We start from the raw sequence: 23,806 nt of genomic DNA, 5'->3' as shown, positions 1-23,806 counted from the left end.
CCGGGAACTTCGGCCGCTCTGTACTCTTTACGTATTTACACCGAGCAGATGTTTCGACATGTCTTTCCGAGAAGCAATATTCTCTGGCGGGTTCCATGACACGCTCTCGTGACCGTTCGTGCCGTGGTGTCGGCTTCGAGGCCGAAATATCGAAGAGAGTGGAGACACAAGTTCCGACGATGCTTCTGGTACACGGTGCGGCCGGCGGGACGGCGCTGACGGGCACGATCTACGAGGACGGCGAGGACGCCCCGGAGTTCGCCGGCAGCCCCGACGACGACGCGCCGTACGTCTGGATCTGCGACGAGTTCTACGAAGTGGACACTGGCGGTAGCACGCAGACGATCGGTGGCGAAGAGATCCAGATCGCGTTCGAGTCGCCGATGCCGCGGGGCTTTCAGGACCGCGAGCAGGCCCTCGACGCCGCGAAAGATCACGTCCGAACCCAGTTCGTCAGGCTCGGTATCGACGCCGACGAGGTCGAGATCACGGTGACCCGAGACTCCGACCCAGAGCACGCGGAGTGATACCACCGGCTGTAAATCCGTGACCGATTTCGCCACCCCGGGGTGGCGAAGATCTTCACGAAGTTACAGCTGGCAGTATGAGACGAACTCCCGTGGCTGTGTCACGGCGATTTACCACGGGATCCACCACTGTCTTTGGCTGTCAGTCACAGGCGGTGGTATGGAGCCGATCAGCGCCGCCGACTATCACGATCTCGCGCAGGTTTCGACGCCACGTCTCTCGCCCTCGGGCGACCGGGTCGCCTACGTCCGGCGAACCCCCAGCGACGACAGCGAGTACGAGGCCACGGTGTACGTCGCCGACGCCACCGGCGGCGAGGTGCAGCGGTTCACGCTCGCGGAGGGCGTCGACTCGGAGCCCCGGTGGAGCCCGAGCGGCGACCGCCTCGCGTTCGTTTCGACCCGCGGGGCCGACGACCGCCAGCAGCTCTGGGTGGTGCCGACCGACGGCGGCGAGGCGACGCAGGTCACCAGCGTCGTCGGCGGCGTCGGCCAGATCGCCTGGGCACCCGACGGCGAGCGCATCGCGTTCGTCCAGCAGGTGACCGACGCAGACCGCGAGGCGGACCGCGATCTCGAAGTCGAACCCGACTTCGAGCCGGAGACGCCGGACCCGCGCGTGGTCGACCGGACGGTGTACCGGACCGCAGAGCGGTATCGCGACGGGAGACGGAGTCAGGTGTATCTCGCCACCGCGGACGGCGAGGGCGTCGAGCGCGTGACGACGGCCGACCGCGACCACGCGAGTCCGACCTGGGGCGACGGCGACACGCTGTACGTCGCCCGCGACGCCGACGTGGCCGACCCCGACGACTCGCTGGCGACGGAGATCAGAGCGTACGACCTCGACAGCGGCGACAGCGTCGTGCGCCACGAGACGACGACGTTCCAGCCGACGCTCGCGGCCAGCGGGCGACGCGTCGCGTTCTCCTACACCGACCCGGAGCAGGGGACCATGGCACAGACGGAGCTGCACCTGCTCGACGAGACCGACACCGTCCACGACCTCACCGCAGCGCTCGACCGGACGCTCGACACCGATCTGGGACCGACGTGGGACCCGAACGGTGAGGCTCTGTACTTCGGGACGCCGGACGAGGGCGCGACGGCGCTCTGGCGAGTCCACGCGGCCGACCTCGCGACGACGGACAGCCCCGAATCGGAGCCGCGACCGGGCGCGGTCGAGCCGGAGCGAGTGCGTCGCGACGAGTGGTCGGCGATCGACGGCTTCGACGTCGGGGACGACCGCGTCGCGTACGTCCAGAGCAGCTGGGACCATCCCGGCGACCTGTTCGTCGCCGACGCCGACGGCGAGACGAGGCGACTCACCGAGTGTAACGCCGAGTACCTCGATACGCACGCGGTCCAGGAACCCGAGGAGATCCGCTTTCCCGCTGGCGACGCGGGCCACGAGACCGACGACAGGACGTGCCAGGGGTGGGTGCTGACGCCGCCGGAGTTCGACCCCGAGGAGTCGTACCCGCTGGCCGTCGAGGTCCACGGCGGCCCACACGCGATGTGGACGACCAGCGGGACGATGTGGCACGAGTTCCAGACCCTCGCATCCAGGGGCTACGTCGTCTTCTGGTCGAACCCGCGTGGCTCTGCGGGGTACGGCAAGGAGTACATGCAGGCGATCGAGCGCGACTGGGGGGATGTCACGGCCAGCGACGTGCTGACCGGCGTCGCGACGGTCGCGGAGCGGCCCTTCGTCGACGAGGACCAGCTGTTTGTCACCGGTGGTAGCTTCGGCGGGTACATGACCGCCTGGCTGGTGAGCCACACCGACCGCTTTACCGCTGCGGTCTCACAGCGCGGCGTCTACGACCTGCTCGGCTTCTACGGATCGACGGACTGGGCCTACAAGCTGGTCGAAGACGACTTCGACACGACCCCCTGGGAGGAGCCCGCGTTCCTGCAATCTCAGTCGCCGACGGGGCACGCACACGAGGTGGTGCCGCCGACGCTGGTCCTCCACAGCGAGGACGACTACCGGACGCCGATCTGTTCGGCCGAGCTCTTCCATCGCATCCTTCGGAAACACGGCGTCGACACGCGTCTCGTCCGGTATCCCGACGAGGGCCACGAACTCTCCCGGAGCGGCCAGCCCGGCCACGTCGTCGACCGGATCGAGCGGATCGTCCGCTGGTTCGACGGCTACGCAGCGGACCGATCGGTCCCGCCGGCACTCGAACGAGAGACCGACGCCGGCCTGACAGGGAGCGCCGACGAGGAGTGAGCGTCGTTCTGGGGGAGTCGTGGGCCAGAGTCTCGGCCGAGACGGGAGTCTACAGCTCCTCGAAATCGGCACCCCAGCGCACGTCGTTGTACTCGCGCTGGCGGTCGCTGTCGAGCTGGCTCTCGATTTTCTCGCGGAGGGCCGCCTTCTCGTCGCGCCCGATCCGGGCGAGTTCGTCGGCCTTGGCGACCGACAGCGGCGGACCGCGCTCGGCGGCCACGTCGGCGAGTACCTGGCGGGTGATCGCGTCCCGCGTCTCCGAGTCGCGGGTGACGCCGTAGGGGGCTTCGACGCGGTACAGCACGTCCTCGCGGGGATCGTAGACGACGAAGAACGTCACCTCGTAGGCGGCCGGATCGAGTTCGCGGTCGATCCCCAGCGCGTCGCCGTCCGTCGAGAGCGGGCGGTCGGTGCCGATGCGCGACCGGAACCAGTTCGTACAGGTCAGTGCGTCGGTCAGGCGTTCGCCGTCGTCGTCGCGCCGCGCGAGCAGCTTCTCGAAGAAGGCGGCGTCGTTGGCCCACGGAGCCTGCCCCCGGCTCTTGCGGACGGCGCGGCTCAGCGCCTTCGAGCCGGTCGACTTGACGAAGCCGATCAGGGGGACATCTCGATCGAGGAACGTCTCGACGAGGGTAACGTAGTTCTCGACGACGGCGAGCACGTCTTCCTTGACGAGCAACTCGGCGAGTTCGGGATCGTGGTCGGCCCACTGGAGGAGCCCGGTCGGGTAGATCGGCCCGTCGAGGACGAGCAGGTCGTCGACCACGTCTGCCTGTTCGAGCGCGTGCTCGCTCTCGGCGAGGTACAGCGCCAGCGCGTGGACCACGTCCTGCTCGTAGCGGTCGACGCGGGGCGTCTGGAGGACTCGCTGGCGGGCGTACCCCTGATCGTCCATCCGCCAGTCCTCGGTCAGGCTGGCCGTGGCGTCGTTCGAGTGGGCGGTCATGACGATCGTCCGGCCGCGGTGCAACTCCAGGTCGGAGGGGACGGCGCTCATCGCGGCCTGGGCCACGTCCAGTACGACGCCGTTCTTGAACGTCGTTGGGTTGATCGTCCCCGAGTCCAGCCCGTGCTGGGTGGGAAACGGCGTCGCCTGGAGCGCGGCGTCTTGCGTGTCGACCTTGCGGCGGCGCTGCTCGTCGATCGGCTCCAGCACCGCCCGGCCGTCGACCACGAGCGGGTCCAGAAACTCCTGCCAGACGGTCTCGGCGAACGCCCGGTGGTCCTGTTCGTCGACCCCCTGCTCGATCTGCCCGGCGAGGCGCGCGATCCCGTCGACGTGCACCGGGTCGAGTGTCATACCCGAGCCTTTCGCCGACGAGTCATAAGAATTGTTACGGCCGGCGACGGTCGCCCCAGCGGCCCCGAAGTGGTGTCACTCCTCGCCTCGCTCGTCGAGCATCCGACCGATGGCCTCGGCGATCTCCTCGTAGGAGCTCATCGACAGCCCGTCGGTCGTGATCAACACGCCAGAGCGCTCCGCGGTGACCCGCAGGAGGTAGCCGTTCTCGAAGGCCCGGACGGTGAACAGGTACTCGCCAAGCTCTGACTCCTGGTAGGCGTTTTCGGTCTGCTTGTACCCCTGCCACTCGTGGCCGACGAAGTCGTTGAGGTCGGCGTCCTGTTCGAGGTCCTCGCGCAGATAGAGCTGTTCGAAGTTGGCCCGCGTGAAGTAGGTCACCGACCGGAGGCTGTCGCCGGTCGCCGTCCGGGCGGTCGTGACGATGTTGTCGGCGAACTCTGGGTCGATGATCGACTGGCTCATACGCCGACGGTCGCCTGCGAGACGTATAACTTCGGGGTTCGCGGCGACCGTTGGCCCCTATAGGAACAATTGAAACGATTTACACATCGATCGCACTGCCGTCGTGCGACCGGGTGTGCATTGATCTTCAATGGCTACTATATCGACGACGGCGCGGCCCACTCCCGGCTGGCGGTCCCGCTCGGCGGTGAAACGGGAGGGTTTACGTCCCGGCGGCGGGAACGACCGGCCATGAACGCAGGCGACCGGATCCACGTCGAACGCGGAGCGCAGGCCTACGAGGGCGTCCTCCTGCCGTCGAGCACGCCCGACCACCTCGTCGTCAAGCTCGACGGCGGATACAACGTCGGCATCGATCGCGAAGACGCCACCGTCGAGGTCGTCGAGACCGACGTGTACGACGTCGAGAGCGCACAGGACGAGGAGGGCACCTCGACGGTGGAGTTCGACGAGGCGCTGCCGACGGTGTCGCTGATCTCGACCGGGGGCACGATCGCCTCCACCGTCGACTACCGCACCGGCGCGGTGACCGCACAGTTCGACGCCGAAGACGTGTTGCGAGCGGTGCCCGACCTCGCGGGGATGGCCAACTACCGCGGCCGCGTCGTCGCCAACATCCTCTCGGAGAACATGACGCCGGCCGTCTGGCAGGACCTCGCACGGGCGATCCACGAGGAGATCGAGGCCGGTGCCGACGGCGTCGTCGTCATGCACGGCACCGACACGATGCAGTTCACCGCGAGCGCGATGGCGTTCATGCTCGATACGCCGGTGCCGATCGTCTTCACCGGCAGCCAGCGATCGGCCGACCGCCCCTCCTCGGACAACGTCATGAACGCGGTGTCTGCGGTCGCGGCGGCAAAGAGCGACGCCGCGGAGGTCATGGTCTGTATGCACGAAAGCGAGTCCGACGACCGCTGTGCGCTCCACCGCGGGACCCGCGTCCGGAAGAACCACACCTCCCGTCGGGACGCCTTCGAGACCGTCGGTGCCGAGCCCCTCGGCACCGTCGACTACGAGGCGGTCCGCGAGGGCGAGCCGGCAGCCGCGGGGTCGGCGGACGAGGGCGGTGTCACGTTCCGCCGGGAGCACGCCCAGCGCGGCGAGATCGAACTGGCACTGCACGACGAACTGGAGACGGACGTGGAGCTGGTGAAGTTCACGCCGGGCACCGACGCGAGCCGGCTGGCGGCGCTCGACGACGCCGCGGGCATCGTCGTCGAGGGCACCGGGCTGGGCCACGTCGACACCGACTGGATCGACGTGATCGACGACCTGACCGACGACGGCACCGCGGTCGTCATGACCAGTCAGTGTCTCGACGGGCGAGTGTGTGACCGGGTCTACGACACCGGCCGTGATCTGCTGGCGGCCGGCGTCGTCGAAGGCGAGGACATGCTCCCCGGAACGGCGAAGGTGAAGCTGATGTGGGCGCTGGCGAACACGTCCGACGTGGCCGACACGATGAGCGAGCCACTGGCCGGCGAGATCCAGTCCCAGTCCCGCCCCTGGACGTAGTTTCAAGGCGCTCGACTCGTAGGGTCACGCATGAACGGGACCGTTCGACAGGCCCGCGAAGACGACGACGAGGCCGTCGCCGCCTTCACCGCCGACACGTGGGACGACCGCGAGCAGCGCGACTACATCCCGGACGTGTTCCGCGACTGGGTCGCGGGCGACGGGCCGGACCAGCGCACGGTCGTCGCCGACGTCGACGGCCGGGCGGTCGGGCTCTGTCAGGCGCTCGTGCTCACCGACCACGGGGCGTGGCTCCAGGGGATGCGCGTCGATCCCGACCACCGGCGAGCCGGCCTCGGACTCCGGATGGTCGACGCGCTCTTCGAGTGGGCACGGGACCGGGGCGCGACCGTCGCCCGGAACATGGTGTTCTCGTGGAACGACGCCGGACTGGGGCAGTCGATCGCCGCGGGGTTCGAGCCGGTGACGAGCTTCCGGTGGGCCGAGCCGACGCCACGGGAGGGAACCCCCGGCGAGACCGTCGACGCCGATCCCGCGGCGGCCTGGGACTACTGGACCGACAGCGACGCGCGGACGGCACTGCGGGGGCTGGCCCTCGATGCGGGGCACTCCTGGGCGCTCTCGGAGCTGAGCCGCGACGGCCTCCACGACCTGGCCGACGAGCAGCGCGTGTTCGCGGTCAGGCGCGACGGCACCTGCGGGATGGCCTGCCGGGTCAGGACGGCAGCCGGCGCTGACGAACGGATCGCCGAGTACGGCGTCGCCGCGTGGGACGACGCCGACGCCGCCGACGCGCTGGTCACTGCGATCCGCGACGACGCCGCGGCGATCGGTGCCGACGCCGTCCGAATCCTGCTCCCGGAGACGCCACGCCACGTCGGGCAGGCGGCGTTCGTCCGGGCTGACACCGACGACTCGCCGACCTTCGTCACGGCCGCGGATCTGACGGGCGGGGAGTGAGGCGCTATCCGCCGCTGACCGGCGGGAACAGCGCCAGCTCGTCGCCCGGCGAGACGGGCGTGTCGAGTCCGTCGCCGGCCGCGAACGGATCGTCGCCGTCGTGGAGCAGCCGGATGTGATCGACCAGCGAGCCGTCGTCGTCCAGCACTTCCGATTCGAGTGCGGGGTGGGCCGACAGCAGTGCGTCGAGGGCCTCGCCGACCGTCTCGGCGTCGTCGACCGACACCCGATCCTCGCCGGCCGTCTCGGCCAGCGTCGCGAAGAGCCGCCAATGCATACCTGATTCGCCGGCCGCGTTGGCCAAAGCCTTTGTGTACCTGATCGACCGTGGTCGGTTCGCCGCCGGCCCGAACGCGAGCGGGCACACGCCGTGAAACTGTGTTCCACACAGAAGGACACGCGTTAAGTGAGTCCGACCCTAAGCGGAGCGTAATGTCCGATACCGATCTCGAAGAGCTCAAGCGGGGGACGGAACTGGTCAAGCGCGGCTTCGCGAAGATGCAGAAGGGCGGCGTCATCATGGACGTTGTCGACCGCGAGCAGGCCCGCATCGCGGAGGACGTGGGTGCCGTCGCCGTGATGAACCTCGAAGCCGTGCCGGCGGACATCCGCAAGCGCGGTGGCGTCTCCCGGATGGCCGACCCCGCCTCGCTGCAGGCGATCATCGACGAGGTGTCGATCCCGGTGATGGGCAAGTCCCGGATCGGACACACCAAGGAGGCCCAGATCCTCGAGGCCGCCGGTGCGGACATGGTCGACGAGAGCGAGGTGCTCACGCCGGCCGACGACCGCTATCACATCGACAAGCGCGAGTTCACCGCCCCGTTCGTCTGTGGCGCGCGGAACCTCGGCGAAGCGCTGCGCCGGATCGACGAAGGCGCGGCGATGATTCGAACCAAGGGCGAGGCCGGCACCGGCGACGTGAACCAGGCCGTCCACCACCAGCGGTCGATTAAGGGCTCGATCCGCGAGCTCGACGGGATGAGCTACGAGGAACGCGAGAAGTGGGCCCGCGAGCACGAGGCCCCGGCCGATCTCGTCCACGAGACCGCCGAGATGGGACGCCTCCCGGTCGTCAACTTCGCCGCCGGTGGTATCGCGACTCCCGCCGACGCCGCGCTGATGATGCACCACGGCTGTGACGGCATCTTCGTCGGCTCGGGCATCTTCGGCGCGGAGGACCCCGAAGCGATGGGCACCGCCATCGTCGAGGCGGTAAACAACTGGGACGATCCCGAGCGACTCGCCGAGATCGCGTCGGACATCGGCGGCGGCATGAAGGGCGACGCCAACGCCGACCTGCCCGAGGAAGAGAAGATGCAGGACCGTGGCGTCTGAGCGTTCGAACACGGCGAGCAATCACGACCCGTGAGCGCCGACACTCCCGCGGACGACGGCTCCGACGACGGCTCCGACGACGGCTCCGACGACGGCTCCGACGACCGCGACGGCGGGAGCGACGAGCGCGCCGCGGCGGCTCGACTCGATGCCATCGACGGACCAGTACTCCTGTTCGACGGCGTCTGTAACCTCTGTAACGCCGCAGTCCGGTTCGTCGTGCGGTTCGACGCGGCCGGGACGTTCCAGTTCGCACCGCTCCAGTCCGAGATCGGCCAGGCTTTGCTCGAACGCCACGATCTGTCGACCGAGACCTTCGACTCCGTCGTCCTGATCGAGGACGGCGAGGTCGCCACGAAGTCGACGGCCGCACTGCGCGTGGCCCGACGGCTCGACGGTCCGTGGCCGCTGTTGTACCCGGCGATCGCACTCCCCACCCGCGTTCGCGACGGGGTCTACGATCTGGTGGCAGCGTATCGCTATCGCGTGTTCGGCAAGAAAGACCAGTGTCCGATCCCCGAGCCGGAGATTCGCGACCGATTTCTCCAGCGGCGACTCGACTGATCCTGTTGGCCGTAACGTGGTGACGGGATTCGCCACCTCGGAGTAGCGAAATCGGTCACAGATGGACAGCCGACCGTATCGCTCCGGAGGACAACCCTGAAGCCGCTGTAGCTCTCTCGGGGAACCATGCAGGCGACGACGCCGACCCCGGTCGGCGAGGAGACACCAGCTCCGACCAACGGCTCCGCGTCGAACTGGCCGGTGTTTCAGGACACCGTCGCGTCCGTCTTCGGGGAGGGCCAACGGTTCCTCGAAGAACTCGCGACGACGCAGGGGCGGGCCGCCGTCACCGCCGTGCTCGTGATCGCCGCGCTGCTCGCCGTCTTCGTCGTCGTCCCCCTGCTCGTTCGCCAGATCCGCCGCGTCCTCACGTCCCGACTGTTCGACAGCCGCGTCGCCGACGGCGTCGAACTGGTCGGGATGTACATTCCGACGACGATCTCGGGGATCGCGCTGCGGGTGTTACAGGTGTCTGTCACGATCGTCAGTGCGCTCTCGCTGCTGGTCGTCTGGGGACTCGTCGACGTGGCCGTCGCCACCGGTCGCCTCATTCTCGACGCGATCCCTCATCTGGTCAAAGCGACGATCACGGCCGCGTTACTGGTGCTGGCCTACGTCGGCTCCGACCAGCTCAGAACCGTGATCGATCGGTTCAGCAAGGGCGCAGACCGGGTCACCCAGCACCAGGAAGAGGTGATGCTGCGGGTCGGCCAGGTGGTCCTGCTCGTCACCGTCGGTTCGTCGATCATGACGCTGTGGGGCGTCGATCTCAGCGGTCTGCTGGTGGGGGCCGGATTCCTCGGGATCGTCGTCGGTCTGGCCGCTCGCCAGACCCTGGGCTCGCTGATCGCCGGCTTCGTCCTCATGTTCTCGCGCCCCTTCACCGTCGGGGACTGGGTCGAAGTCGGGGGCCAGGAGGGGATCGTCACCGACATCACGATCCTCAACACGCGGCTCCAGAACTTCGACGGCGAGACGGTCGTCCTGCCCAACGACAAGGTCAACGATCAGTCCCTGACCAACCGGAGTTCCAACGGCCGGCTGCGGCTGCGGACGGAGGTCGGGATCGACTACGACGCCGATCCGGACCACGCCGAGGCGGTCGCCCTCGACGCCATCGAAGACGTGGAGATAATCGAGGACGCTCCGGCACCGAAAGTCATCCCGAAGGCCTTCGGCGACTCCGCGATCGTGCTGGAACTGCGCTACTGGATCGAGCACCCGAGCCCACCGCGCAAGTGGCGGGCCGTCTCGGGGGTCGTCAGCGGCGTCAAGGAGGCGTTCGACGGCGAGGGGATCACGGTGCCGTACCCGCAGCGCGAACTGTCCGCACGCGACGGGACTGCGGCCCAACTGCGCGACGGTCCGCTGGCCGACGGACAACCGTCGGCGGAAGCCGACGGCGAGACGAACTGATCAGGGCAACAGCTCCCCGCTCACGAGCCCCGCACCGGCGAGCCACGCGCCGACGAGCACGCCGAGAACGCCCACGTGGAGCAGCCACTCGATGCCGTCGGGCGCGCCGAGTGGCCCCTCGACGGCCGCGAGGGCACTGTCGACACCCGCCGCCAGCGACGGTGCCGACAGGACGACCGCGAGAGCGACGCCGACGACGAGCGGCACTCCGAATACGCACAGCGCGGTACCGAGCCACACGAGTCGATCCGCGACCGGTGCCGGCGACCTGGAGTCGTCCGTCCCGAACTCCGGCTGTCTGCGTGCCATGTGTACACACGACACACTCTGGTCGGATAAACTCACCCGCTATACTGAGGGTCACAACCACTCCCGGAGCGGCGGGATCAGCTCCAGCGTCGCAGCCCCGATGTAGAGCCCGAACAGGACGAGCAGGGCTCCGAGCACTATCGCCACCTCGGACATCGCAGCGAGGAGCAGCTGTCCGCCGATAGCGACGATCACCAGCGCGACGCCGAGCAACAGCAACGTGCCGATCACGTCCAGCAGCGCGTCTTTGATCGCGGCCCGAACGACCCGGTACAGCGTGTCCGGATCGAACCCCGGATCGACGCCGCCGTCGCTTCGCCGTGGTCGGCCGTCGTCGGTTGACTGGTCGTGACTGTCGTCGCTCGCGTCGGGGACCATACTCGCACGTCGATCACGTGACACAAAAGCGAACTGGTGGAGACAGCGCCTAGAACACGGTCGCGCCGGCACCGATTCGGGTCTGGTACACCTGAGCCTCCACGTCCTCCTCGGCGAAGCGCCCGATCATCGCCGAGCCGATCGCGCGCTGATCGCCCTCGTGACAGGCGGCGATGACGGTCGGGCCGGCACCGCTGATGGTGACCCCGGTCGCGCCCGCTTCCAGCGCGGCCTCCCGAACGCCCGCGTAGCCGTCGATCAGCTTCGCTCGGGCCGGCGTGACGATCGAGTCGTACATCCCGGCCCCCACGAGATCGGGGTCGTCCCGATGCATTCCGGTCGTGAGCCTGGCGGCGTTGCCGACGGTCTCGACGAGCTGATCGACGCCGGCCCGCTCGGGGACGACGCGTCGCGCGTCGCGCGTCGAGACGACGATGTCGGGGAGGCAGGCCACCAGCGGGATGTCGGCGTCGACCTGCGTGACGCCGTCGTCGGTCGCGATCGTGAACCCGCCCATGATCGACGGGGCGACGTTGTCGTCGTGGGCGTCCCCGGAGACGACCGCTTCGCCCTTGGCGGCGATGGGCACGAGCGCCTCGCGGCTGTGGCCCCGGCCGTAGAGCTCGTTGAGGCCGACGGCCGCGGCAGCGGCGCTGGCGGCCGACGAACCCAGGCCCGACGCGGGCCGGATGCCCTTGTCGATCTCGATGTGAGCCGGGGCGTCGAGCGCTTCGGCGACCGCGCCGACGGTGTTTTTTTCCGGATCTTCCGGGATGTACTCGCTCCCGGCCCCCGTCACCTCGATGGTCGTCCGCTCGGCCTTCGAGACGCGAACCACGTCCGCCGGGCGCTCGAGCGCGACGCCGAACACGTCGAACCCGCTCCCCAGATTGGCACTCGTTGCCGGTGCCCGGACGGTCAACATGCATCCGAGTATCCCCACTGCAGACAAAAAGGTAGCGGACCGTACGCAGGGTTCGGTGACGGCCGGCAATGTGGCCGTGAGTCAGGGCAACTGATTAGTGTCGGAACGAATATTGTCGGAACGGGACAATTGAATGGCCACGTACGTCTTCTGGGGGACCGTCGCCACGACGTTGGTCAGCGGGTTGATCTGCAGTGCCATGGCGGTGTTCGCCTGGCGCAACCACGATCGCCCGGCGGCCTCCGCGTTTGGCTGGCTGATGGTCGCTGCCGCTGCGTGGGCGTTCATGGCGACGGCCCGAGTCTTGACCGCGGAACCGGCGAGCGCGTATCTGTTCGACCGCTTCGCTCGGGCCGCCTCCAGTAGCACTACCCCGCTCGTACTGGTGTTCGTGCTCTCCTATATCGGACGTGAAGACGTTCTCACGCCGCGGTTCGTCGGGCTGGTGTGGATCGTTCCGGCCGGCTACACCGCCCTCTCGGCGACGGCACCGCTCCACGGCTACGTGCAGGGCCCCGAGAGCGTTTGGGTCGGAACGTGGGAGGATGCCGCCGTGTTGACCGTCACAGAGGGGATTCCCTCCCAGATCGATCTCCTCTACACGTACGTCGTCCTCGCGGCGGCGTTTCTCCTCCTGGCACGCTTTCTCGTCAGATCGCGGGCCATCTACCGACTGCAGACGGCGACGGTGGTGACTGCGATCCTCGTCCCGGTCATCGTCAACGCCTCGACACAGTTCTACCTGTTCACACATCCGGGCGTGGATCTGACGCCGGCCGCGCTCGGTCTCACCGGCGTGGTGCTCGGCTGGGGGCTGTTCCGGTACGATCTCCTCGACGTGACGCCACTGGCGAGCGATATCCTCGTCGACGAACTGCCCGACCCCGTGTTCGTCCTCGCAGAGGACGGGCGCATCCTCGACCACAACCGCGCCGCCGAGGCGATGTTCGACGCCGATCCTCTCTGTGGCCGACGGCTCACCACCGTCGCACCGCGGCTCGCGGAACGGCTCGACAGTAGTTCGGTCTACTCGCACTCGGAGTCCGCCAGCGAGGAGGTCACGTACTTCGATCCGCAGGTCACCTCGATCGACGACCAGCACGGCATCGAACGGGGGCGACTCGTCGTCTTGCGTGACGTGACCGGCCAGCAGCGCCGCCAGGACCGCCTCGAAGCCCTCCAGGCGGCGACCCAGCAGTTCATCACGGCCAACTCGGTCGAGCGCATCGCCGAGCTGACGGTGACGTTCGCGGACCGCGTCCTCGATCAGGACGCTGCCGCCGTGTACGTACACGAGGACGATCGACTGCGCCCGGTCGCCGCCAGCGACGCGCTCGAACGGGAGTGTACGCTGACGGAGTTGACGGTCGAGGATCGGGACCACCCGATCTACAGCGCCTACGAGTCCGAGACGATCGACAGAGCGGACGTACGAGACTCGGGAACGACGATGCCGTTCCGGTATCTCCTCCTCGTGCCGATCGACAACCACGGCGTGCTGGCGATCGGCTCGCGCGAGCTCGGTGCGTTCGTGACCGAAGACGAGCAGTTCGCGACGATCCTCGCCCGGACGACGCAGGTCGCGTTCACGCAGGTCGACCGCGAACACGAGCTGCGCCAGAGCCGACAGGCGATCGAGCGTCGCAACGAGCAGGTCGCGTTCTTCAACGGGGTGTTGCGACACACGCTGCGCAACGCCTTGCTCGTCATCGAGGGACGGGCCAACCACCTGCGAGACCACGTCGACGACGCCAGACAGCGACACCTCGACCGCATCGTCCAGTGGTGTGAGGACCTCTCGGAACTCAGCGAGGAGATCGAGGCGATCAACGACACCGTCACGGCCAGCGAGGCACAGCGCCTCGACAGGATCGATCTCGGCGGGGTGTTGTCCGACCGCGTCGACGTGCTCTCGGAGGACTTCACGGACGTGACCATCGACCTGGCCGTCGACGACGGGCTGACCGTTCTCGCCAACGACCTCGTCGAGAAAGTCGTCGACAGCGTCATCTCGAACGCCATCACGCACAACGACGCACCAGCGCCCCGCGTCGAGATCACCGCCAGCGAGATCGCCGACCGCGTCCAGCTCAGAGTCGCCGACAACGGTCCCGGCATGACCGACGAAATGAAAGAGACCGTCTTCGAGCGCAACGTCGGGGCCAGCCAGACCAGCCACGGCTTCGGGCTCTACTTCGTTTCGGTGATGATGAACCTCTACGGTGGGACGGTCTGGATCGAGGACAACGACATCCGCGACGACGGCACGCGCCGCGGTGCCGTCGCCGTGCTGGAGTTCCAGCAGGCCGAGACACAACACACATCCCGGTCGCCCGAAAACGAGCGGACATGATCGGCGTCGTCGGCGGCGGCATCGCGGGGCTGGCGGCCGCGTACCGGCTCCAGCAACGCGGCCACGAAGTCCACGTGTTCGAGGCCACAGACCAGGTCGGCGGACTGGCCGCGGTGTACGAGACCGCCGGGGACCCCCTGGAGAAGTTCTATCACCACCTCTCGAAGTCCGAGGAGACGATCGTCGAGCTGGCCCACGAGCTGGGGCTGGGCGAGGACGTCGAGTGGCGGATCGGCGAGAACGCCTACTACGTCGACGGCGTCGTCCACCCGATGGACAAGCCCTGGGAGATCCTCGCGTTCCCCCACTGGAGCGTCTACGACAAGTTCAGGCTCGGGATGCTCACGCTCGATATCGACGTTCGTGGCGGCGTCCCGAAGTTCGACACCTACGAACGTCTCGAAGACTTCGAGGACGTGCCGGTCAAGGAGTTCGCACGAGAGCACACGACGGAGAACGTCTACGAGACGTTCTTCGAACCGCTGCTCGAAGCGAAGTTCGGCGAGCGCGCGGCGGACGTAAGCGCCGCCTGGCTGCTCGGACGCATCAAGTTCCGCGGGGAGCGAGACATCCTCAACGGGGAGATCCTCGGCTATCTCGACGGCGGTTTCGGCCGGCTGCTGGACGCGCTCGTCGAGGCGGTCGGTCGGGAAAACATCACGACCGGCGCACGCGTGCAGGACATCGCGACGGCCGACGGCGCGATCGAGACGATGACCGTCGAGACGGACGACGGTACGACCGCCCACGACGTTGACGCGGCGATCGTCGCCGCGATGCCGACCGTCCTCGAAGCCCTGACGGGCTACGAGTGTGCGATCGACTTCCAGGGGACGATCTGCTCGGTGATCAGTATGGACGAGTCGCTGACCGACACCTACTGGCTCAACATCGCCGACGAGGCTCCGTTCGGGGCGCTCATCGAGCACACCAACTTCGTCCCGCCCGAGCGCTACGGCGGCGAACACCTCGTCTACATCGCCAAGTACGTCCAGCACACGGGAGACCCCTACTGGCAACAGGACGACGCGGAGATCCGCGAGACGTGGCTGTCCGGCATCGAGGGGCTGTTCCCCGACTTCGACCGCGACAGCGTCAACTGGGTCGAGACCGCCCGGAATCCGCGGACGGCACCGATCTACGAGCGGGGCTATCTGGACATGGTCGTCCCGTACGACCTGGCCGACGAGATCGCCGAAGGGATCTACTACGCCGGGATGGCCTCTCGGGCACAGTATCCCGAGCGCAGCCTCAACGGCGGCATTGTCGCCGGCTACGAGTGTGCCGACCGGATCACCGGCGAGCGATAGCGGTCCGCCGGTTCGCGCTGGCGCTCACGAGCGGTCAGTTCGTTGGGACTGCGTCGAGTGCGAGCCCCGCGCCGACTGGTGACGTGCCGGTGTCGCTGTGACCTACTCCTCGACGCCGGGGGCCTCGCTCGGATCCACGTCGGTGGGCTCTTCCTGGCCGCCGACCACGATCTCGCCGTCGTCGGTCTCGACGTACACGTCGTCGGCGAACCCGCCCTCCGCGTGGGGGTGTTCGGGATCGTCGAGCTCCTCGGGCGTCGACGGGGCCTCGGTGATGCCGTCCGCGGGAGCGAACGTCCCGAGTGGCTCGTCGATCGTGATGTCGTAGCGCTCGAAGAACGACTCGTAGCGCTCGTAGTGGTCCGCCAGCTCGTCGACGGGGAACTCCATCATCTCCGTCCAGCCGTGGTTGTAGAAGTCGAAGTTCGCCTGCACGTGCGTGATCTCTCTGGCCTCGGCCTCGGGGAAGCCGGCGTCCAGCGCGGCGACGTAGGTGTCCATCGTCGCGTCGAAGAAGTCGTCGAGGTGGGCGCGCCGTTCGTCGGCGCGGCTGGCGTCGGCCTTGTCCGCGAAGACGTTCGTGTGCAAGTCCACCAGCCGGTCGTTGACCGCATCGCCGACGACTGGGAGTGTCAGCGCCTGCTTGGCCGCGAAGTGCTTGACGTTCTGGCGGAGTTTCATCACGTTTTCCTTGGTCGCGACGGCCTTCAACCCCGCGGTCGGGGGTCGTTCGCACCCAGCGCGTCAATACTTGCCACCTGACGCGGAGATGGCAATCCACATTAAGCCCGATATCTAACGTCTCGCTTATGAGCACGTCGCACGTGATTATCGGTGACGGCATCGCGGGGTCGTCGGCCGCAGAGTCGATCCGCGAAGCCGATCCAGACGCAGACGTCACAGTCATCACCGACGAGGGCGAGGCCCTGTACAACCGGATCCTCATCAAGGAGTTCGCGAAGGGCAAGCTCCCCGAAGCACCGATCTCGATCCACGAACCCGAGTGGTACGAGGAGCGAGACATCGACCTCGAACTGAACACCCACGTCACGGAGGTCGACACCGACGCCCACGAGATACACACTCACGAGGGCGACAGCTACGAGTACGACAAACTGCTCGTCGCGACCGGCGGGACGCCGGCTCAGCTCCCGGTCGACAACGCCGACGCCGACGGGATCCACCACTTCTGGACGTTCCAGGACGCCCGCAACATCCGCGAACACGCAGAGGAGACCGACGACGCGATCATCGTCGGTGCGGGTCTGCTGGGGATCGACCTCGCCGCGATCTGTGGCGCACAGGGGATCGACGGGACGTTCCTCATGCGTGGCAACCGCTGGTGGCGCTACGCGCTCAGCCTCGACGGCGCGGAGATCATCCACGACGCGATGCGCGACGTGGGCGTCGAACCCGTCTTCGAGTCCGGCGTCGACCACTTCGAGGTCGACGACGACGGCCACGTGGAGGCGGCCGTCGACCCCGACGGCAACCGCTACGACGGGGACTTCGCGGGCGTCGCGATCGGGCTGGACTTCAACACCGAGTTCCTCGCCGGCTCGGAGATCGAGACCGACGACGGGATCGTCGTCGACGAGTACATGCAGACCAACGTGGAAGACGTCTACGCCGCGGGCGACATCACGCAGTTCTACGACACGATCCTCGACGAGCGCGCACAGAACGGCGCGTGGGGCTCGGCCAAAGAGCAGGGATCGGTCGCCGGTGCCAACATGGTGGCGGATGCCGAGGAAGAAGAGTTCCGCTGGGTCTCGACGTACTCGATCACCCACTTCGACTTCCCCTTCCTCTCCTTCGGTCACCCGACGCTCGGCGACGAGGACTGCGAGCGAAAGTACTCCGACACGGAGTGGCGGCGACTCACCTTCAAGGACGGCAAGCTCATCGGCGGCGTGCTCATCGGCGACCTCTCCCAGCAGTCGAAGTTCAAGAAGCTCATCCGCGAGGAACGCGAGGTCGCGGACAAGAAGGAACTGCTGCTCGAAGAGGACGTGGACATCGAGCGCCTCGAAGAGGGCGCGCCAGCGCAGGCCGAGTAACGTCGACAGTCGGCGAGCGTTTTTTGTCGCTGTAACGGAAACTTGAGCGTATGCTCCGACGACTCGTCCGCTGGCTGGTCGGCATTCCGAAACGAAGCAGCGAGGACGATGACGGTGGCGACGACGAAGACGCTGGCTTCGCCGGGTCGCTGCTCGACGCCTCCGTCGACTATGCCCACGGTCACAAAAACGGGCAGGACGCCGTCAGGGAGATGCAGGAGATCAACGGGCAGGCGTCGAAACTGCGGGACGTGGACGACCGCCAGCGCTGATCGGCGGGTGAACCGACGGCCTTTTTTCCGGTGGCAGCCGAGATCCGGGCATGGTTGGCGGCAGCGGCGACATGACACTCGCGATCGAGCTCGCGGCGCTCAAGGAACTGGCCCAGCCCGACGCCGTCTTCAACGACGCGCGCCAGTGGGCCGAGTACGTCGGCGTCATCTCAGAGAAACCCACCTACGTCGTCACGAACTTCTGTCGGAAACACCGGATCAGACAGGACTTCTTCTCGGGCCCGCGCGGCCGCGAAGAGAGCCTCGGCAACGTCAAAGAGCAGTTCGACACCGAGCGCCACGTCTTCGTCGGCACCAGCGACGAGGACGAAGCACTCGCCGAGACGGCGGGCTGGGAGTACCTCACCGTCGAAGGAGCCGCCGAGGCGGCCGACTGGGAACTGGGCGATCCCGAAGCGCCCGACGCCGTCGACGAGGAAGAGCAGCGCGACGACTGGCCCTAATTGATGGCTTACGCGGTCTTTTACGCAGCCCTCGGTGCTCGGAACTGACTGGCGTATGGTGTCCACTCCTGCCCACTCTTTCGTCCTCTTTCAGGCCAGACGACCGTAGAATAGCTACAGCCACGCCAGAACGAAAGAAGCGAAAACAGTGATAGCGATACCGATTGACACAGGGATCGCCACGGTAACAACGGCCCGCCGACGCCCGAGCCCAGTCACCCGCCTGACAGCCGGGAGCCAGATGTAAGCACTCCAGAGCGTTGCGAGGACCGGCATGCCGTAGGATACGACGAAGAAGACGTTCCGACGCAGTGGATACTCTGCCCACGCTGGCTGCATCACGACCGGGGAAAGTTCGACGCCGTGGAGAGTGGCGACGACCACCAGCGTCGTTACGACTGTACCGAAACCTTGCGGGAAGAACCCCCAGCCGGTCAGCGCGAAGAGCTCTCGAAGGTCACTGTCTCCGCCGAGGAGGGCCGCCACAGCTGTGAAGCCGAGCACGTACAACACCCACGATACGAACGGCACGACAAGGGCGAAACTACCTTGGACAACCGCCGTAAAGAGGAAGAGCATCTGTAGATCCCCTTGGATGGCTTGCCCCAGCTGGAGGGTCGTGACGACAGAGCCGACGGCAGCACAGAGTGCGACGACGGCGACGACCAGCAACGGACCGAACAGGCTGGGCTCTTCGCCTCGGCGCTCGAAGAATCGTGCGGGGTCGCCCAGTAGGGTCGTGAACTCGATTACGTTCATCTAGTCTTCGGTAAGTATTTTTCTTCAACACAAATGGTTTTTGTTCACAGTCTGGCGCGGTCGTACTTCGCGTGATTTAACCCCTGGAACCCGTTACCGCTGGTAATGACAGAGTCCGGCGTGCCCGGGAACGGGGGCCAGTCCATGGAACTGCCCTGCGGGGAAGAGCGCTCCATCCACGAACTGGACATGGGCCTGCGGGAGATCGACTGCCGGTGTGGCGAGACCCACGCCGTCGTGATGGACATGCACCCCCTCTCGCGGTTCGTCCCGGAGTTCCTCGTCGAGATCCTCACCGAGACCGTCGAACCGGCCGAGGACGACCGCGAGGAGTTCACGACGGCGCACCTCATGGCGATCGTGATGGAGGAGTTCCCGGAGGAGATGGCCGTCGCCGACGTGGCAGAGGACGGGGCCGTCGGCTACGCGCTGGTGTGGGTGGCCGACTTCGATTCCCGTCGACTCCACGAGATCGTCGTCGAGTTGCTCGTCGAACTGATGGAACACGCCGTCAGCCACGCCGAGGACGACGCGGTCATGGACCAGTTCGAACAGGAGATGCTGGAGTTCGACGTGAGCGAGTTCGTCGAGCAGTACCGGGCCCAGCGAGACTTCGAGTCCGAGCACGACACGCCGATCTGAGTGCTCGGACGAGCAATTCGGAGAGTCTCGCGAGCGGAGCGAGCGAGACAACGGGAGACGGAGTCTGCCGGCACTTCGAGTCTGAGCACGACACGCCGATCTGAGTGCTCGGGCGCTGATGGTAGATATATAGTGGCCGCCCGAAGAACGTAGATCTGCCGCCGATAGCGTATGACAGCTGTCTGCATCTTCCGACAGTTCGCTGTCCGGCGATTCTGTATAGAACGCCGTCTGACGGCTGTCTGACGGTGTTATATAGTGTGTGAAGGCGTATGTATGCACATGCGCACACGGCACGGCGAGTTCGAGCGAATTCGATCGGTGCTCGAAGACGCCGACCCGGACGAGCCGTTGACGGCGCGCGAGATCCTGCAGGTCCTCGACGAGCACGGCGAGGAGTTCGACAGCGCCCACCGCGTCGCGACGGTGCTCGGTCGGCGCGCACAGACCGGTGAGGTCGAGGTCATTCGCGACCAGCCCTACCGGTACCAGTTCGCCGACCGGAACAACTGACCGGGCAGACGGCGTTTGTCCGCTCACCGGTCTCGTGAGGCGTGCCCGGGCCAGTCGGGAATCCGTGGCCGGTTGTGTGATGGGACAGTCGTTCGTCGTGGGACGCCTTCGATCTATCGAGGATCAGGGTAGTGTCACGACCACCCATGCGACACCACCACATTACGACATTCGAAATTCGGTTTCGATCTTCGTACCCTATCGCCGGGCTTATTACGATGTGCGGACTCCCCACGGACAATGACAGAGAGCGAAGACCGCACAATCTTGCTCATCGGGAGTGGCCCGATCCAGATCGGACAGGCGGCCGAGTTCGACTACTCCGGGGCACAGGCCTGTCGCGCCCTGCAGGAGGAGGGCGCGCGGGTCGTCCTGGTGAACTCGAATCCGGCGACGATCATGACCGACCCGGAGATGGCCGACAAGGTGTATCTCGAACCGATCAACACCGAGGCGATCTCCGAGATCATCCGGAAGGAAGATCCCGACGGCGTCATCGCCGGGCTGGGCGGTCAGACCGGCCTCAACGTCACGGCCGAGCTGGCCGAGGAGGGGGTCCTCGAAGAGCACGACGTCGAGATCATGGGCACGCCGCTGGACACGATCTACGCGACGGAGGATCGTGACCTGTTCAAACAGCGCATGGAGGAGATCGGCGAGCCGGTGCCGTCTTCGACGACGATCACCCTCGACGAGGGCGAGACCGTCACCGAACTGACCGAGGAGAGCCTGCGCGACCGCGTCGAGGACGCCGTCGACGAGGTCGGCGGCCTGCCGGTCATCGCACGCACGACGTACACGCTCGGTGGCTCCGGCTCCGGCGTCGTCCACGAGATGGAGAACCTCATCGAGCGCGTCCGCAAGGGGCTGCGCCTCTCTCGGAACAGCGAGGTGCTGATCACCGAGTCCATCGAGGGGTGGGTCGAGCTGGAGTACGAGGTGATGCGCGACGCCGACGACTCGTGTATCATCATCTGCAACATGGAGAACATCGACCCGATGGGGATCCACACCGGCGAGTCGACGGTCGTCACGCCCTCGCAGGTCATCCCCGACGAGGGCCACCAGGCGATGCGCGACTCCGCGCTGAAGGTCATCCGCGAACTCGGCATCGAGGGCGGCTGTAACATCCAGCACGCGTGGCGCGACGACGGCACCCCCGGCGGCGAGTACCGCGTCGTCGAGGTCAACCCACGGGTCTCGCGTTCCTCTGCGCTGGCCTCGAAGGCGACGGGCTACCCGATCGCCCGCGTCACCGCGAAGGTCGCGATGGGCAAGCGCCTCCACGAGATCGACAACGAAATTACCGGCGAGACCACTGCCGCCTTCGAGCCCGCCATCGACTACGTCGTCACGAAGGTCCCGCGCTGGCCGATCGACAAGTTCCGCGACGTGGAGTTCGAGCTGTCGACGGCGATGAAATCGACCGGCGAGGCGATGGCCATCGGCCGCACTTTCCCCGAGTCGATGCTGAAGGCGCTGCGGTCCTCGGAGTACGATCCCGCCGTCGACTGGAGCGAGGTCGACGACGACGAGCTCGAAGACGAGTACCTGATCCGCCCGACGCCGGATCGCCCCTACGCCATCTTCGAGGCCTTCGCCCGCGGGTACACGGTCGACGAGATCGTCGAGCTGACCGACATCGAGCGCTGGTACGTCGAGCGCTTCCAGCGGATCGAAGAAGCCGCCGAGGCCGCGCAGAACGGCGACTTCGCGACCGCGGCCGAGGCCGGCTTCACCGACCAGGAGATCACCGCGATGGCCGGCGGCGAGTTCAACGACACGCACGCCTCCTGGGTGCCGGAGGGTAATCTCAGCGAGAAAGGCGACGAGATCGAAGCCGCTACAGACGGCTCTGGCGTCACCGTCGAGGACGTCGAGTCAGAGACGGTCGATCGCGACTTCAAGCTCGTCGACACCTGTGCCGGCGAGTTCGAGGCGACGACGCCGTACTACTACTCGACGCGAGACCCCGTCTCGGGGATCGACCGCAACGAGCTGCAGATCGACCCCGAGGTAGAGAGCGTCGTCGTGGTCGGTGGCGGCCCGATTCGGATCGGGCAGGGCGTCGAGTTCGACTACTGTTCGGTCCACGCGGTCCGCGCGCTCGAAGAGGCCGGCATTGACGCCCACGTCGTCAACAACAACCCCGAGACCGTCTCGACGGACTACGATACCAGTGACGGCCTGTTCTTCGAGCCGGTCACGGCCGAAGAAGTCGCCGACGTGGTCGAAGCCACCAACGCCGACGGCGTGATGGTCCAGTTCGGCGGCCAGACCTCCGTCGACATCGGTCAGCCGCTCGAACGGGAACTCGACCGCCGCGACCTCGACTGTGAGATCATGGGCACCGCGGTCGACGCGATGGACCTCGCGGAGGACCGCGACCGGTTCAATCAGCTGATGGACGAGCTGGGCATCGCACAGGCCGAAGGCGGGACGGCGACCAGCAAGGAAGAGGCGCTGGACCTGGCTCACGACATCGGCTACCCCGTCCTGGTGCGGCCGAGCTACGTGCTCGGCGGCCGCGCGATGGACGTGGTGTACAACGACGAGGACCTCGAAACCTACATCGAGGAGGCCATCCGCGTCTCCCCGGACAACCCGATCCTCGTGGACGACTTCCTCGCGGACGCGATCGAGTTAGACGTCGACGCCGTCGCCGACGTCGGCGCGTCACACGCGCCTGCAAGCGAGACGGAGTCTCGCCCTGGCGAGAACGTGCTGATCGGCGGCGTCATGGAGCACGTCGAGACCGCGGGCGTCCACTCCGGTGACTCCGCGTGTATGATCCCGCCGCGCTCCCAGGAGATCAAAGACGTGATGCCACGCATCCGCGAGGTCACGGAGGACATCGCGTCGGCCCTGGAGACCGAGGGGCTGCTCAACGTCCAGCTCGCGGTCCGCGACGGCGAGGTGTACGTGCTCGAAGCCAACCCGCGTTCCTCCCGAACCGTGCCGTTCATCGCGAAGACGACGGGCGTTCCCCTGGCCAAGATCGCGGCGAAGGTCATGGCCGGCGCGAGCCTCGAAGCACTCGATTACGAGGAACAGATCCCGGATCAGGTCTCGGTCAAGGAGGTCGTCCTGCCGTTCGACCGCCTGCCGGGCTCGGATCCGCGCCTCGGCCCGGAGATGAAGTCCACCGGCGAGGTCATGGGGACGGCCGGCTCCTTCGGCAAGGCCTACCAGAAGGCCCAGATGTCCGTCGACAAGCCGATCCCGCTGGACGGGACGGCGCTGGTCGACATGCCGATCATCGGCTTCGAGGACCACTTCGACGTGGTCGATTTCGACGGCTTCGAGGACGTCGACGCCATCGTCGAAGCGATCCAGAACGGCGAGATCGACATGGTGCTGTCGCGCAACCGCGACGTGCTGGAAGCGTGTGTCGAAGAGACGGTCACGTACTTCTCGACGCGCGAGTCCGCCGAGGCCGCCCTCGAAGCGATCAACGCCGACGACCAGCCCCTGAACGTCCAGGACATCGCCTCGCGGCCCAAGACTCAGCGCGAGTGGGGCCGCTGAGACGG

Annotated in this window: 23 protein-coding genes; 15 read left to right on the top strand and 8 right to left on the bottom strand. The window is 66.9% G+C overall.

From position 1 onward, the window contains the following. The first annotated feature begins 179 nt into the window (after positions 1 to 179). Positions 180 to 527 (top strand): DUF7113 family protein, encoded by a 348-nt coding sequence (locus HALKA_RS0109330; RefSeq protein ID WP_018257732.1) that lies wholly within the window; start codon positions 180 to 182, stop codon positions 525 to 527. Positions 528 to 687: 160 nt separating this feature from the next. Next, positions 688 to 2,766, top strand: a complete 2,079-nt coding sequence (locus tag HALKA_RS0109325) for a S9 family peptidase (protein WP_018257731.1) — start codon at positions 688 to 690, stop codon at positions 2,764 to 2,766. Between the two features lie 49 nt (positions 2,767 to 2,815). Here the strand turns inward: HALKA_RS0109325 and HALKA_RS0109320 are convergent, their stop codons facing one another. Together HALKA_RS0109320 and HALKA_RS0109315 are read right to left on the bottom strand one after the other, a co-directional pair. Further along, a complete protein-coding gene (locus HALKA_RS0109320; RefSeq protein WP_018257730.1) occupies positions 2,816 to 4,066 on the bottom strand; it encodes a DNA double-strand break repair nuclease NurA in 1,251 nt (416 codons plus the stop codon). Positions 4,067 to 4,141: 75 nt separating this feature from the next. Next, positions 4,142 to 4,531, bottom strand: a complete 390-nt coding sequence (locus HALKA_RS0109315) for a DUF7522 family protein (protein WP_018257729.1) — start codon at positions 4,529 to 4,531, stop codon at positions 4,142 to 4,144. A gap of 231 nt (positions 4,532 to 4,762) precedes the next feature. Here HALKA_RS0109315 and gatD point away from each other — a divergent pair, with 231 nt between their 5' ends. Then, entirely contained in the window at positions 4,763 to 6,049 is a 1,287-nt protein-coding gene (gene gatD, locus HALKA_RS0109310; protein WP_018257728.1) for a Glu-tRNA(Gln) amidotransferase subunit GatD, read from the top strand. Between the two features lie 30 nt (positions 6,050 to 6,079). Continuing rightward, positions 6,080 to 6,970 (top strand): GNAT family N-acetyltransferase, encoded by an 891-nt coding sequence (locus HALKA_RS0109305; RefSeq protein WP_018257727.1) that lies wholly within the window; start codon positions 6,080 to 6,082, stop codon positions 6,968 to 6,970. Positions 6,971 to 6,974: 4 nt separating this feature from the next. Here the strand turns inward: HALKA_RS0109305 and HALKA_RS0109300 are convergent, their stop codons facing one another. Then, positions 6,975 to 7,247, bottom strand: a complete 273-nt coding sequence (locus HALKA_RS0109300) for a ubiquitin-like small modifier protein 1 (protein WP_018257726.1) — start codon at positions 7,245 to 7,247, stop codon at positions 6,975 to 6,977. Positions 7,248 to 7,402: 155 nt separating this feature from the next. Between HALKA_RS0109300 and pdxS the strand changes: the two genes are divergently transcribed. The 3 genes from pdxS (at position 7,403) to HALKA_RS0109285 (ending at position 10,288) form a co-directional block, all read left to right on the top strand. Then, entirely contained in the window at positions 7,403 to 8,308 is a 906-nt protein-coding gene (gene pdxS, locus HALKA_RS0109295; RefSeq protein ID WP_018257725.1) for a pyridoxal 5'-phosphate synthase lyase subunit PdxS, read from the top strand. Positions 8,309 to 8,338: 30 nt separating this feature from the next. Then, positions 8,339 to 8,872, top strand: coding sequence for a thiol-disulfide oxidoreductase DCC family protein (locus HALKA_RS0109290; protein WP_018257724.1), 534 nt, complete (start codon positions 8,339 to 8,341; stop codon positions 8,870 to 8,872). Positions 8,873 to 8,998: 126 nt separating this feature from the next. Then, complete coding sequence (locus tag HALKA_RS0109285; RefSeq protein ID WP_018257723.1) at positions 8,999 to 10,288, top strand: mechanosensitive ion channel family protein; 1,290 nt, start codon at positions 8,999 to 9,001, stop codon at positions 10,286 to 10,288. Here HALKA_RS0109285 and HALKA_RS0109280 read toward each other — a convergent pair whose 3' ends face one another. The 3 genes from HALKA_RS0109280 to HALKA_RS0109270 are packed head-to-tail and all read right to left on the bottom strand — an operon-like array spanning position 10,289 to position 11,900. After that, entirely contained in the window at positions 10,289 to 10,597 is a 309-nt protein-coding gene (locus HALKA_RS0109280; protein ID WP_018257722.1) for a hypothetical protein, read from the bottom strand. 51 nt (positions 10,598 to 10,648) lie between these two features. Beyond that, positions 10,649 to 10,975: a hypothetical protein gene (locus HALKA_RS0109275; RefSeq protein ID WP_018257721.1), complete on the bottom strand. Its 327-nt coding sequence runs from the start codon at positions 10,973 to 10,975 to the stop codon at positions 10,649 to 10,651. 49 nt (positions 10,976 to 11,024) lie between these two features. Then, on the bottom strand, positions 11,025 to 11,900 hold the full coding sequence (locus tag HALKA_RS0109270) for a homoserine kinase (protein ID WP_018257720.1): 876 nt from the start codon (positions 11,898 to 11,900) through the stop codon (positions 11,025 to 11,027). 133 nt (positions 11,901 to 12,033) lie between these two features. Here HALKA_RS0109270 and HALKA_RS0109265 point away from each other — a divergent pair, with 133 nt between their 5' ends. Together HALKA_RS0109265 and HALKA_RS0109260 are read left to right on the top strand one after the other, a co-directional pair. Continuing rightward, positions 12,034 to 14,253 carry a sensor histidine kinase gene (locus HALKA_RS0109265; protein WP_018257719.1) on the top strand — a complete coding sequence of 740 codons (2,220 nt, stop codon included), beginning with the start codon at positions 12,034 to 12,036 and terminating at the stop codon, positions 14,251 to 14,253. Further along, positions 14,250 to 15,563, top strand: a complete 1,314-nt coding sequence (locus tag HALKA_RS0109260; protein ID WP_018257718.1) for an NAD(P)/FAD-dependent oxidoreductase — start codon at positions 14,250 to 14,252, stop codon at positions 15,561 to 15,563. Before HALKA_RS0109265 ends, HALKA_RS0109260 begins: the two co-directional genes overlap by 4 nt. A 102-nt stretch (positions 15,564 to 15,665) precedes the next feature. Here HALKA_RS0109260 and HALKA_RS0109255 read toward each other — a convergent pair whose 3' ends face one another. Next, positions 15,666 to 16,244: a DUF6149 family protein gene (locus tag HALKA_RS0109255; protein ID WP_026190245.1), complete on the bottom strand. Its 579-nt coding sequence runs from the start codon at positions 16,242 to 16,244 to the stop codon at positions 15,666 to 15,668. A gap of 128 nt (positions 16,245 to 16,372) precedes the next feature. Here HALKA_RS0109255 and HALKA_RS0109250 point away from each other — a divergent pair, with 128 nt between their 5' ends. The 3 genes from HALKA_RS0109250 to HALKA_RS0109240 are packed head-to-tail and all read left to right on the top strand — an operon-like array spanning position 16,373 to position 18,359. Beyond that, on the top strand, positions 16,373 to 17,623 hold the full coding sequence (locus HALKA_RS0109250; protein ID WP_018257716.1) for an NAD(P)/FAD-dependent oxidoreductase: 1,251 nt from the start codon (positions 16,373 to 16,375) through the stop codon (positions 17,621 to 17,623). A gap of 50 nt (positions 17,624 to 17,673) precedes the next feature. Continuing rightward, on the top strand, positions 17,674 to 17,895 hold the full coding sequence (locus tag HALKA_RS0109245) for a hypothetical protein (RefSeq protein WP_018257715.1): 222 nt from the start codon (positions 17,674 to 17,676) through the stop codon (positions 17,893 to 17,895). 50 nt (positions 17,896 to 17,945) lie between these two features. After that, positions 17,946 to 18,359: a DUF7124 domain-containing protein gene (locus HALKA_RS0109240; RefSeq protein ID WP_015762595.1), complete on the top strand. Its 414-nt coding sequence runs from the start codon at positions 17,946 to 17,948 to the stop codon at positions 18,357 to 18,359. A gap of 114 nt (positions 18,360 to 18,473) precedes the next feature. Here HALKA_RS0109240 and HALKA_RS0109235 read toward each other — a convergent pair whose 3' ends face one another. Next, the gene (locus HALKA_RS0109235) at positions 18,474 to 19,118 is read right to left on the bottom strand and encodes a YIP1 family protein (RefSeq protein WP_018257714.1); all 645 of its coding nucleotides are present in this window, start codon (positions 19,116 to 19,118) and stop codon (positions 18,474 to 18,476) included. Between the two features lie 105 nt (positions 19,119 to 19,223). Here HALKA_RS0109235 and HALKA_RS0109230 point away from each other — a divergent pair, with 105 nt between their 5' ends. The 3 genes from HALKA_RS0109230 (at position 19,224) to carB (ending at position 23,801) form a co-directional block, all read left to right on the top strand. After that, on the top strand, positions 19,224 to 19,760 hold the full coding sequence (locus tag HALKA_RS0109230) for a DUF5815 family protein (protein ID WP_018257713.1): 537 nt from the start codon (positions 19,224 to 19,226) through the stop codon (positions 19,758 to 19,760). 282 nt (positions 19,761 to 20,042) lie between these two features. Next, entirely contained in the window at positions 20,043 to 20,273 is a 231-nt protein-coding gene (locus HALKA_RS0109225) for a hypothetical protein (RefSeq protein ID WP_018257712.1), read from the top strand. Positions 20,274 to 20,513: 240 nt separating this feature from the next. Continuing rightward, positions 20,514 to 23,801, top strand: a complete 3,288-nt coding sequence (gene carB / locus HALKA_RS0109220; protein WP_018257711.1) for a carbamoyl-phosphate synthase large subunit — start codon at positions 20,514 to 20,516, stop codon at positions 23,799 to 23,801. The last annotated feature ends 5 nt before the right edge of the window (positions 23,802 to 23,806 follow it).

It is taken from the genome of Halomicrobium katesii DSM 19301, from assembly GCF_000379085.1.
GTDB lineage: Archaea > Halobacteriota > Halobacteria > Halobacteriales > Haloarculaceae > Halomicrobium > Halomicrobium katesii.
This window is presented reverse-complemented; position numbering and strand designations above follow the sequence as displayed.